This is a genomic window from Kitasatospora sp. NPDC036755 (assembly GCF_040636595.1).
In the GTDB taxonomy this organism is placed as follows: domain Bacteria; phylum Actinomycetota; class Actinomycetes; order Streptomycetales; family Streptomycetaceae; genus Kitasatospora.
This window is the reverse complement of the sequence record NZ_JBEZUT010000307.1, coordinates 1-10,278: the sequence shown is the minus strand read 5'-3', so window position 1 is coordinate 10,278 and position 10,278 is coordinate 1. Positions and strand designations below refer to the sequence as shown.

Sequence of the window (10,278 nt, the reverse complement as noted above, 5' to 3'; positions counted from 1 at the left end):
CGACCCCCGAGGGGACCCCGCCATGAACACCGCCCTGCGCATCACCGCCTTCACGGCCGGCCTGGCCGCCTCCTTCGGGCGCGGTGGGCGCGGTGGGCGCCTCCGCCGGAGCCGGGGCGCCCTTCGAGCCGGACATCAGCCGCTTGAACGCCTCCGCCGAGCGCGGATTGCGGTCGCACTGGAAGAAGCCGTGCGGACAGTAGTCGGTGACGGTCTGGTAGGCGGTGTCGTGGGTGCGGATCCACTCGACCATCCGCTTCACGTACTCGGGGTTGTCGCCGTTGCGGTACAGCCCCCACTCGGGGTAGGAGACCGGCTTGCCGCGCTTGGCGGCGAACTCCACCTGGTCCTGGAGGCCGTACGGCTCGCGCACGTAGTCGTCGAAGGTGCCGCCGGCGGGCTGGTCGTAGCTGTCCATGCCGATGATGTCGACCACGTCGTCGCCGGGGTAGCACTTGGTCCAGGGGACGGCGTCCAGGCCCCGGCTGGGGGCGAAGTCGAAGCGGAAGCGCTGCCCGGGCACCGAGCGCATCACCCCGACGATCCGCCGCCAGTACGTCTTCCACGCGGAGGGGTCGGGCTTGCAGCGGTGGGTGTAGGTGGTGCCGTTCATCTCCCAGCCGAGGGTGAGCACGGTGTCCGCGCCGCCCAGCGCGACCAGCCGGCGCGCGAGCTTGACGAAGTGCCCGTCGAAGTCCCCGCGCGCCCCCTGGGCGAGCAGCTCGGCGACCTCGTCGTCCGGGACGTTCGACTCGCTGGGCACCAGCATCGGCACGCCGAGCACCAGCAGCCGGGACGGGTCGGCCTGCCGCCACTGCGACCACAGGCCGAGCACCAGCGGCTCGCCCTCGATGTCGCTCCAGCCGTTGCCCGCCAGGTAGGTGTGGCCGACCTGCATGTTCGCGTCGCCCAGCCACTGGGCGTACTGGCCGATCTGCGGGATGTACTTGTCCCAGGAGCCTACGAAGGCGCCGAACGGCGGCTCGTGGCTCGGCCGCTGGACCGGCGGACGGGGGGCCGCGCCGCGTGGTTCGACGGCGTCCGAGGAGAGGGTGCGCCGTTCGGTCTGGCTGAACGGCGTCCCGGCCGGGACGCTGGCCGTGGCCATCAGCAGCAGGGTGGCGGCGGCCAGCGTCAGGCGGCCGATTCGCATGGTGCTCTCCTCGGTACGTCGCGTGGGAGGGGCGCCCGGTCTCGGCGTGGACGGACCGTGGCGCCCCGCTCGCAGACAGTAGGCCCGAAGGGGGACGAAAAAGCCGAATGTCACCCTAAAGTGGGCGCCGATCGAACGCCGTCTGTCGCAGCGGCCGGAGAGCGGCGGTCGTGTGTATCAGATCTGTAACGGTCCCGCCGGGCTCCTCCGGCCCGCTCCGGCGCGACCGGCGGAGCGGCCGGAGCCCCGACGGCGCAGGTGGGCGGGTGGTCGTGCGGGGAGGGCGCGCGGGGCCGGGCGGACGCCCGGCGGGCCGGAGCGGCGCCGGAACCGGGCTGACTCGCGCGCCCGGTGACAGGTACGCTCCGGCCGTGTCCTGGAAGCCGCTGCGTGTACTGACCCCCCGCTCGATCCTGCCTGCCTCGGCGGTGATGCTGGTCCTTGCGGCGGGGGCGGCGGCGCACGCGAACAAGCCGGTGCCGTTCGGCGACCGGGTCGCGGGGCCCGGGGACGCGGAGGCGGCGCCGGTGAACTCCGAGACGCTCGGTTCGGCCGATCTCGACCTGCGGGTGGGGCCGGGCCTGGAGGCCTTCCACAAGCAGACCGGCGAGCAGGCCTGGTCCTACCGCCGGGAGGGCGCCGAGGCGCTCTACCTCGCGATGGCCGGCGACAACGCGATCGTGGTCTGGGACGACGGCCTGGTCACCTCGGTGCGCCCGGGCGACCACGAGGTGCGCTGGCACCGTGCGGTGCCCGGCCTGGCCGACTGGCTGCGCGGCGACGGCGAGCCGGGCGCCGCCCAGCGGACCGACGCCCAGCGCAAGGCGCTCGCCAAGCAGCGGGCCGCGGCCGCGCTGCACACCGTCCAGCGGGACGGCTCGCCCTGGCTGGCCCTGGTCACCCCGAACCTGACCATGGGCCTTCGCGACGCCGACGGCGACCTGCGCTACAACGACAAGCCCGCCGGCGGCTGCGTCTACGACCCGCTGCGCGCCGTCCACACCGACTACGCGGTGCTCATCCCGCGCACCTGCGCCAACAGTGGCGGGCAGGCCGTCTCCGGCGGCATCACCGGCTACCGGCTGGACAGCAACGGCTGGGCGACGAGCGCCGGCCCGACCGCCACGGTCAAGGTGCTGGACCGCAGCCGGGTGGAGATCACCGACGGTCCGATCGTCCCGCCCAAGGTGTTCGACACCAGGGCGGCCGCCCCCGAGACGCCCTGCGGCAGCGCCGACGCGCCGTTCGCGGCGGTCCGGCCGCTGGGCGGATGCGCGGCGGACGCGCCGATGGACCCGGTGGCCCCGGTCGATCCGGTCGATCCGGTGGTTCCGGCCGCCCCGTCCGCCACCGACGCCCCCGCGGCGGACCAGCCGGCCGCGCGGCCGCGGTAGCCGGGACGATCCACGGCTCGGCGGTGCGGGCCGGGGGCTGCCGGATACCCCGGGACGGTACTTCCCCGGGGGTGGTGCGGGGCCCGGTAGACTTGCCGCCATGGCTATTTTCTCCGGGCAATAGCGGGTGGCGGCGCGACGAGGGCCGCGCCGACCGCCGATGAAGCCCCCCTCACGCCACCCCGGCCCCGGATGCGACGTACCCGGCCGCCCGCCCACGCCCCAGGAGTAGTCCCCAGCCATGATTTCCGCCAACGCCCTCGAACTGCGCGCCGGTGCCCGGATCCTGATCGAGTCCGCGAGCTTCAAGGTCGCCGCCGGCGACCGGATCGGCCTGGTCGGCCGCAACGGCGCCGGCAAGACCACCCTCACCAAGGTGCTCGCCGGTGAGGGCCTGCCCGCCGCCGGTACCGTCACCCGTTCGGGAGAGGTCGGCTACCTCCCGCAGGACCCGCGCACCGGCGACCTGGACGTCCTCGCCAAGGACCGCATCCTGTCCGCCCGCGGCCTCGACACCGTGCTGAAGAAGATGCGCGAGAACGAGGAACGGATGGCCAACGGCAAGGGCGCCACCCGGGACAACGCGATGAAGAAGTACGCCCGGCTGGAGACCGAGTTCCTCACCAAGGGCGGGTACGCCGCCGAGGCCGAGGCCGCCACCATCGCTGCCGCGCTGGGCCTGCCGGACCGCATCCTCAACCAGCCGCTGCACACCCTCTCCGGTGGTCAGCGCCGCCGCGTCGAGCTGGCCCGGATCCTCTTCTCGGACTCCGACGTCCTGCTGCTCGACGAGCCCACCAACCACCTGGACGCGGACTCCATCGTCTGGCTGCGGGACTTCCTGAAGACCTACAAGGGCGGCTTCATCGTCATCTCGCACGACGTCGACCTGGTCGAGACGGTCGTCAACAAGGTCTTCTACCTGGACGCCAACCGCTCCTGCATCGACGTCTACAACATGGGCTGGAAGCAGTACCAGCAGCAGCGCGAGGACGACGAGAAGCGCCGCAAGCGCGAGCGGGCCAACGCCGAGAAGAAGGCCGCGACCCTCAACGCCCAGGCCGACAAGATGCGCGCCAAGGCGACCAAGACGGTGGCCGCGCAGAACATGGCCCGCCGCGCCGACAAGCTGCTGTCCGGCCTGGAGCAGGTGCGCCAGAGCGACAAGGTCGCCAAGCTGCGCTTCCCGGAGCCGGCCCCCTGCGGCAAGACCCCGCTGACCGCCAGCGGCCTGTCCAAGTCCTACGGCTCGCTGGAGATCTTCACCGACGTCGACCTGGCGATCGACCGCGGTTCCCGGGTCGTCGTGCTGGGCTTCAACGGCGCCGGCAAGACCACCCTGCTGCGGATGCTGGCCGGGGTGGAGCAGCCGGACACCGGCGAGGTGATCCCGGGCCACGGCCTGAAGATCGGCTACTACGCCCAGGAGCACGAGACGCTGGACCCGGACCGCAGCGTGCTGGAGAACATGCGCTCGGCCGCCCCGGACACCGACCTGGTGCAGATCCGCAAGATCCTCGGCTCCTTCCTGTTCTCCGGCGACGACGTCGACAAGCCGGCCGGGGTGCTCTCCGGTGGTGAGAAGACCCGTCTGGCGCTGGCCACCCTGGTGGTCTCCTCCGCCAACGTGCTGCTGCTCGACGAGCCCACCAACAACCTCGACCCGGCCAGCCGCGAGGAGATCCTGGGCGCGCTGCGCGAGTTCTCCGGGGCGGTCGTGCTGGTCACCCACGACGAGGGCGCGGTCGAGGCGCTCGACCCGGAGCGGATCATCCTGCTGCCGGACGGCGTGGAGGACCTCTGGAACCCGTCCTACGCCGATCTGGTCTCTCTGGCCTGACCGGAAGTAGACGCAAGATCCGCTTTTCGGATGAGAATATCTAGTCCTTTCGGCGTGTCAGGGAATGAAGTAGACCTGGATTCCGTTTAAGGACTTTCCGTCGGCCCGCCACGTGATCGTGGTCGGGCCGACGCTGCTGATCAGCTATTTCCTGGCATTCGGCGGTATCCGCCCGGGGGCGTGCACTCTACGTGAGCGCCCTGCTGCGCTCGGATCACCACCGGCGGACCACGCATTTCCGACATCGACCTTGTCGAATGGGTGGCCAGGAAGCGGTGGATGGGTGATCATGGGAATCTGACCGAGCAACGCTACGAGGAGGCACGGGTGGCCGAGACTCTGAAAAAGGGCAGCCGGGTGACCGGTGCCGCGCGTGAGAAGCTCGCGGCCGATCTCAAGAAGAAGTACGACTCCGGGGCGAGCATTCGCGCTCTCGCGGAGGAGACCGGTCGTTCGTACGGCTTCGTGCACCGGATGCTGAGCGAGTCCGGAGTGATCCTCCGGGGCCGCGGCGGTGCCACGCGGGGCAAGAACAAGGCGACTGCCGGGGCCAGTTCCTGACGGTTCGTCGGCCAATGGCCGGATGGCGCGGCGGCAGGGCGCCGACCGAGGAGACGGCAGTCGGCACAACCGACTGGGCGTCCGCCCTCGGGTCGAGCGGACCGGCCGCCGATCGTCATGTCCGGGGTGTCCTCCGTCCCCCGTTCTCCGTCCCTTCCGCTCTCCGTGTCGATTCCGGCGGGCGTCCGGGGGTCCGCCGATCTTTCCCGTCAGGCCCCTGCCCTCGTGCGTCCAGTTTTGTTACTCTCCGGTAGCCAAGTCCCTCGCCACCGGAGGTTCCCCATGACCGCTCCCGCCACCGACCCGCAGGCCCCGAGCTGGGAGCGGGACGGCGTCCGACTGGAGATCGACGGCGAACTCGCCGTCGTCACCCTGTGCGAGCCCAAGCGGCGCAACGCCCAGTCGCCCGCGCTCTGGCGCGCGCTCGCCGCCGCCGGGCGCGAGCTGCCCGGCAGCGTCCGGGTGGTGCTGCTGCGCGCCGAGGGGCTCTCCTTCTCCGCCGGGCTCGACCGGGCCATGTTCACCCCCGAGGGCATCCCCGGCGAGCCCACCTTCCTCCAGCTCGCCGCCGCCACCGACCAGGAGCTGGACGAGGCCATCGCCTCGTACCAGGAGGCCTTCACCTGGTGGCGCCGCCCGGACCTGATCTCCATCGCGGTGGTCCAGGGCCACGCCGTCGGCGCGGGCTTCCAGCTGGCCCTCGGCTGCGACCTGCGGGTCGTCGCCGAGGACGTCCGGTTCGCGATGAAGGAGACCTCGCTGGGCCTCGTCCCGGACCTGGCCGGCACCAAGCCGCTCACCGAACTCGTCGGCTACGCGCGGGCGCTGGAGATCTGCGCGACCGGCCGCTGGGTGGGGGCCGAGGAGGCCGCCGCGATCGGGCTGGCCAACCTGGCGGTGCCGGGTGAGGAACTGGACGGCGCCGCCCGCGACCTCGCGGCCGCCCTGCTGGCCGCCCCCCGCGGCGCGGTGATCGAGACCAAGGCCCTGTTGCAGGGGGCCGCCGGGCGCTCCTTCGACGAGCAGCGTTCGGCCGAACGGGCGGCGCAGGCCCGCCGGCTGCGGGAGCTCGCCGGGATCGGCGACTGACCGCACGGCGGCGACGCGGGCCCGGCCCCGGGGGGATCTCCCCGGGGCCGGGCCCTTTCGCTTGCCCGGGCGCCGCCCGCCGGTGCTCGGCGGGCGGGGATCGTGGCGAAATGCCAGAGTTGGTGAGGTTTGCGATATAGCTGGAGCCGTACGACGGGAGAAGCACCCATGCCTGACACTCCGACGCCCGCGACCATGCACAAGCACACCGGCGGCAGCAGCACCCCGAACCCCGGCCCGCAGGGGTCCGGCGGCGGTGCCAGGCCGGCGGAGGAACGCGGCCGCACCGCGCTGGCCGTCGGCGTGGTGGAGAAGATCGCCGGAATGGCGGCCCGCGAGGTGACCGGGATCCACGCGCTCGGCTCCGGACTCGCCCGCACCTTCGGCGCGATGCGGGACCGGGTGCCCGGAGGCAAGCCCAGCGTCGGGCGGGGCATCAAGGCCGAGGTCGGCGAGAAGCAGACCGCGATCGACATCGCCCTGGTGGTCGAGTACGGCGTGGTCATTCCCGAACTCGCCCGCCAGGTACGGGAGAACATCATCGGCGCGGTCGAGCGGATGACCGGCCTCGAAGTCGTCGAGGTCAACATCGCGGTCAATGACGTCCACCTCCCGGACGAACCGGAGTTCGAGGAGGAAGAGGAACCGGTGGCGGTGTCCGGGCAGCGGCCGAAGCTCAAGTAGCGCGTCCGGCGGCACGACAGAGGGCCCGGCGGGACGGCGGGAGACGAGGGAGTAGCGATGAACCTGGCCATCGTCGGCCTGGTGGTGGGCATGGCCCTCGGCTTCGCCGGGTACTTCGGCGGGTTCGCGGCCTTCCTGCTGGTGGCCGCGCTGGGGCTGGTCGGCTTCGTGGTCGGACGCCTGCTGGAGGGCGACATCGAGTTGGGCGAGCTCGGAGACCTGCTCCGCGGCCGCGACCGGCGCCGTTGATGGCGGGTCCGGGCACCGCGCCGGGGCGCCGGGGCCGGCTCCGGGTCGGCGACCGGGTGTACGCCCGGATCGCGGCCAGGGCCGCCCGGGAGGTGCTGGCCGGAGCCTGGCCCGCCGGACGGGCGAAAGGAGCGCCGCCGCACGTCTCGGTGACCGTACCGGGGAGCACGGTGACCGTCCGGGTGGCCCTGGAACTGCCGTTCCCCTCGGACGTCGCGGCGCTGGCCGGAGCGGTGCGGCAGCGGATCGCGGAGCGGGTGGCGGGACTGACCGGGACGAGGGTGTCGGACGTGGTCGTCGTGGTCGAGAAGCTGGTGACGGGAGGCACCTCGTGACCGGGGAGGAACCCGCGGCCCAGGACGCGCGGGGCGCCGGTCCGGGGCGGGCGAGACGGCTGCGCGCACCCCGGACGGCCGCGGCGGCGCTGGTGGCGACGGGGGTGCTGATGATCGCGGGAGCCCTGCTGTACGACGTGGTCGCCGTCCGGGTGGGGCAGCCGGCACGGCGGTGGCGGGCACAGATCGCGGACGAGCTGGCGACCCGCCACCTCGACGACCTGGCGGTGCTGGTGGGAGCCGGCACGGCCACCGTGCTCGGCGGGTGGCTGCTCTGGCTCGCCGTCGCACCCGGGCTGCGGCGGTGGCTCGCCCTGCGGCCGTACGGGGGGACGAGCGCGGCCATCGACCGGGCCGGGATCGGACACCTGCTGGCGGACCGGGCGGCCGGCCTGGACGGGATCGACCACCTGCGGATCAGGGTCGGGCGGCGGCGGGTCCGGGTCTCGCTGACGGGCGTCGCGCCGCCGGCCCTGGTGCAGCGGCAGCTGCGGGACGAACTGGACCGGGTGGGGCTGGGGCGGCCGCTGCGACTGGACGTGCGGACGGCACGGGGAGCCGCGGGCGTGGTGGAGGAGCACCCGGACGGGGGCGGCGCGGACGGCGGTGAGGGAGTGGCGCGGTGAGGAGGACGGTCGTCAACCGGGTGATGCTGGCGGCGGTCGGGGTGGTGCTCGCGGGAGCCGGGGTGCTGGTGCTGGCGGGCGGGCTCGACCTGTACCGCCGACTGGGCGTGCACCCGCCGCAGTGGTGGCCGCTGACCTCGCCGGACCAGCCGGTGGTGAGCGCGCGCTCGCGCGGCCGGTGGGTGGGGTCGGCGTGGTGGTGGCCCACGGTGATCGGCGGGCTGGCCGTCCTGGTGGCGGGGATGGCGTGGTGGCTGGTGGCGCAGCTGCGGCGCACCGGGCTGTCGAGCATCGAGGTGCCGACGCCAGGAGTGAGCGGGCTCCGGCTGCGGGTCGGCGCGCGGGCCCTGGAGGAGGCGCTGGAGAACGGGACAGCGGTGCTGCCGGAGGTCGAACGGGCCGGGGTGCGGCTGGTGCGGGCTCCGCGGCACCCGCGGCTGCGCGGGGCCGTGCGGTTGCGGCCGGGCGGCGACCCGGCCGCGCTGGTGGAGCACTTCGAGGACGGGCCCCGGGCCGATGCCCGCGGGAGCCTGCGGCTGGCTGACCTGCCGGCCGACCTGCGGATTCGGGTCCTGCAGGCGGCCCCCGCCGAGGCGCGGCGCGGGCGGCGGGGGCGGCGGCAACCGAGGGTGGAGTAGCGGCTCAGAGGGGGCGGAGGGCGCCGCCGTCGACGGGGACCATGACACCGGTCAGGTAGGAGGCGGCGGGGGAGAGCAGGAAGGCGGCGACCTTGCCGAACTCCTCGGGAGTGCCGTAACGGCGCAGCGGGATGGCGGCGCCGGCCTGGGCCCGGGCCGCGTCGGGGTCCGGGGCGAGGGCGTCGAGCTCGCGGACCCGGTCGGTGTCGATCCGGCCCGGGAGCAGGCCGAGCACACGGATGCCGCGGGGACCCAGCTCGTCCGCGAGGGACTTGGCGGCCATGGCGAGGCCCGGACGCAGACCGTTGGAGATGCCCAGGCCGGGGATCGGCTGGCGGACGGAGCTGGAGAGCACGAAGGCGATCGCGCCGCCGTCGGGAAGCGCGGCGGCGGTGGCGCGGGCGAGCCGCAGGGCGCCGAGGAAGACGGACTCGAAGGCGTCCCGCCAGGCCTCCTCCGGGGTGGTCGCGACCGGACCGGCCTGGGGGCCGCCGACGCTGATCAGGATGCCGTCCAGACGGCCGAAGTGGTGGCGGGCCTCGGCGACGAGGCGCTCGGCCGTGTCGGGGGCGGCGTTGTCGGCGACCAGGCCGCGGGCGGTGCCGAGGGTTGCGAGCTCTGCGACGGCGGCGTCGACGGCCTGCGGGGTGCGGCCGCTGACGAGGACGCGGGCGCCGTCGGCGACGAGTTCGCGGGCGGTGGCGAGGCCGAGGCCCCGGGTGGCGCCGGTGACGATGTAGGCCTTGTCTTTCAGTCCGAGATCCATGGGGACATAGTGCCTCGCCCCGCGGGGGGCCGTGCGGGGCGGGGGCTGGCGTTGACGTCGGGGGGAAGGTTTACGGTCGTGGCCGGAAGTGCGGGAGGAGTGGGGCGGCATGCGGATCGGGGAGCTGGCGGAGCGGGCGGGGACGACCACGCGGGCGTTGCGGTACTACGAGCAGTTGGGTTTGTTGCCGGCCCGGCGGGCGGGCAACGGGTACCGGGCGTACGACGAGGGGGATCTGCGGTTGCTGCGGGAGATCCGGATGCTGCAGGACTTCGGGTTCGGCCTGGAGGAGACCAGGCCGTTCGTGGAGTGTCTGCGGGCGGGGCACCCGGAGGGGGACTCGTGCCCGGCCTCCCTGGAGGTGTACCGGCGGAAGTTGGGGGAGCTGGACGAGTGCATCGCCCGGCTCCAGGAAGTGCGGGCGAGTGTGGCGGGGCAGTTCGACCGGGCCGTGCGGGCGCGGGACGAGTTGGCCGTCGCCATGGACCCGCCCCTGTGCGAACTGGTGAAGGAGTAGACGGTGGTGGAGATCACGGGTGTGCCGGCGGTGACGGACGACACGTTCGCCGCGGAGGTGCTGGCGGCCGACGGGCCGGTGCTGGTGGATTTCACGGCGGACTGGTGCCCGCCGTGCCGGATGATGGCGCCGGTGCTGGCGGACATCGCGCGGGAGGAGGCGCACCGGCTGCGGGTGGTCAGCGTGGACGTGGACCGCAATCCGCGGACGCAGGCGGCGTACGGGGTGCTGTCGATGCCGACGCTGGTGGTGTTCCGGGGCGGGCAGCCGGTGCGGTCGGTGGTGGGGGCGCGGGCGAAGGCGCGGCTGCTGCGGGAGCTGGAGGACGTGCTCTAGAAGTCTGATGAAGATGTTGGGTTCTGGCCCCACTGCGTGAGCGGTGGGGCCAGACTCGTTTCGTGGCGATGGGGGAATGGGCCGGGGAGC

At 73.5% G+C, this 10,278-nt stretch carries 13 protein-coding genes; 11 read left to right on the top strand and 2 right to left on the bottom strand.

What is annotated here, in order from left to right; translation table 11 throughout:
* Positions 1-1,153 (bottom strand): glycosyl hydrolase (locus AB0E96_RS32660; protein ID WP_359829405.1); only part of this gene is annotated, 1,153 nt, incomplete at its 3' end.
* A 371-nt stretch (positions 1,154-1,524) separates the two neighbouring features.
* Here AB0E96_RS32660 and AB0E96_RS32655 point away from each other — a divergent pair.
* The 9 genes from AB0E96_RS32655 (at position 1,525) to AB0E96_RS32615 (ending at position 8,569) form a co-directional block, all read left to right on the top strand.
* The gene (locus tag AB0E96_RS32655) at positions 1,525-2,547 is read left to right on the top strand and encodes a hypothetical protein (protein ID WP_359829404.1); all 1,023 of its coding nucleotides are present in this window, start codon (positions 1,525-1,527) and stop codon (positions 2,545-2,547) included.
* A 241-nt stretch (positions 2,548-2,788) separates the two neighbouring features.
* The gene (gene abc-f, locus AB0E96_RS32650; protein ID WP_359829403.1) at positions 2,789-4,387 is read left to right on the top strand and encodes a ribosomal protection-like ABC-F family protein; all 1,599 of its coding nucleotides are present in this window, start codon (positions 2,789-2,791) and stop codon (positions 4,385-4,387) included.
* A 327-nt stretch (positions 4,388-4,714) separates the two neighbouring features.
* Positions 4,715-4,948, top strand: a complete 234-nt coding sequence (locus tag AB0E96_RS32645; RefSeq protein ID WP_049658450.1) for a helix-turn-helix domain-containing protein — start codon at positions 4,715-4,717, stop codon at positions 4,946-4,948.
* Positions 4,949-5,230: 282 nt separating this feature from the next.
* The gene (locus tag AB0E96_RS32640) at positions 5,231-6,037 is read left to right on the top strand and encodes an enoyl-CoA hydratase/isomerase family protein (RefSeq protein ID WP_359829402.1); all 807 of its coding nucleotides are present in this window, start codon (positions 5,231-5,233) and stop codon (positions 6,035-6,037) included.
* A 195-nt stretch (positions 6,038-6,232) separates the two neighbouring features.
* Complete coding sequence (locus AB0E96_RS32635) at positions 6,233-6,721, top strand: Asp23/Gls24 family envelope stress response protein (RefSeq protein WP_359829406.1); 489 nt, start codon at positions 6,233-6,235, stop codon at positions 6,719-6,721.
* Positions 6,722-6,778: 57 nt separating this feature from the next.
* Positions 6,779-6,970, top strand: a complete 192-nt coding sequence (locus AB0E96_RS32630; RefSeq protein ID WP_189916289.1) for a hypothetical protein — start codon at positions 6,779-6,781, stop codon at positions 6,968-6,970.
* Positions 6,970-7,305, top strand: coding sequence for a hypothetical protein (locus tag AB0E96_RS32625; RefSeq protein WP_359829401.1), 336 nt, complete (start codon positions 6,970-6,972; stop codon positions 7,303-7,305). Before AB0E96_RS32630 ends, AB0E96_RS32625 begins: the two co-directional genes overlap by 1 nt.
* Complete coding sequence (locus tag AB0E96_RS32620) at positions 7,302-7,931, top strand: DUF6286 domain-containing protein (protein WP_359829400.1); 630 nt, start codon at positions 7,302-7,304, stop codon at positions 7,929-7,931. The genes AB0E96_RS32625 and AB0E96_RS32620 overlap by 4 nt, the downstream gene beginning before the upstream one ends.
* Positions 7,928-8,569, top strand: coding sequence for an alkaline shock response membrane anchor protein AmaP (locus tag AB0E96_RS32615; protein WP_359829399.1), 642 nt, complete (start codon positions 7,928-7,930; stop codon positions 8,567-8,569). Before AB0E96_RS32620 ends, AB0E96_RS32615 begins: the two co-directional genes overlap by 4 nt.
* A 4-nt stretch (positions 8,570-8,573) precedes the next feature.
* On the opposite strand, the gene AB0E96_RS32610 is transcribed toward AB0E96_RS32615, so the two are convergent.
* Positions 8,574-9,335 (bottom strand): SDR family oxidoreductase, encoded by a 762-nt coding sequence (locus AB0E96_RS32610; protein WP_359829398.1) that lies wholly within the window; start codon positions 9,333-9,335, stop codon positions 8,574-8,576.
* Positions 9,336-9,444: 109 nt separating this feature from the next.
* On the opposite strand from AB0E96_RS32610, the gene AB0E96_RS32605 reads away from it, so the two are divergent.
* Positions 9,445-9,852 (top strand): MerR family transcriptional regulator, encoded by a 408-nt coding sequence (locus AB0E96_RS32605; RefSeq protein ID WP_359829397.1) that lies wholly within the window; start codon positions 9,445-9,447, stop codon positions 9,850-9,852.
* A gap of 3 nt (positions 9,853-9,855) precedes the next feature.
* On the top strand, positions 9,856-10,188 hold the full coding sequence (trxA, locus tag AB0E96_RS32600; RefSeq protein WP_359829396.1) for a thioredoxin: 333 nt from the start codon (positions 9,856-9,858) through the stop codon (positions 10,186-10,188).
* The last annotated feature ends 90 nt before the right edge of the window (positions 10,189-10,278 follow it).

Coding starts and splice junctions, on each gene's coding strand:
- AB0E96_RS32640 (WP_359829402.1), top strand. CDS start 5,231: ATGACCGCTCCCGCCACCGACCCGCAGGCCCCGAGCTGGGAGCGGGAC.
- AB0E96_RS32625 (WP_359829401.1), top strand. CDS start 6,970: ATGGCGGGTCCGGGCACCGCGCCGGGGCGCCGGGGCCGGCTCCGGGTC.
- AB0E96_RS32635 (WP_359829406.1), top strand. CDS start 6,233: ATGCACAAGCACACCGGCGGCAGCAGCACCCCGAACCCCGGCCCGCAG.
- AB0E96_RS32605 (WP_359829397.1), top strand. CDS start 9,445: ATGCGGATCGGGGAGCTGGCGGAGCGGGCGGGGACGACCACGCGGGCG.
- abc-f (WP_359829403.1), top strand. CDS start 2,789: ATGATTTCCGCCAACGCCCTCGAACTGCGCGCCGGTGCCCGGATCCTG.
- AB0E96_RS32610 (WP_359829398.1), bottom strand. CDS start 9,335: ATGGATCTCGGACTGAAAGACAAGGCCTACATCGTCACCGGCGCCACC.
- AB0E96_RS32630 (WP_189916289.1), top strand. CDS start 6,779: ATGAACCTGGCCATCGTCGGCCTGGTGGTGGGCATGGCCCTCGGCTTC.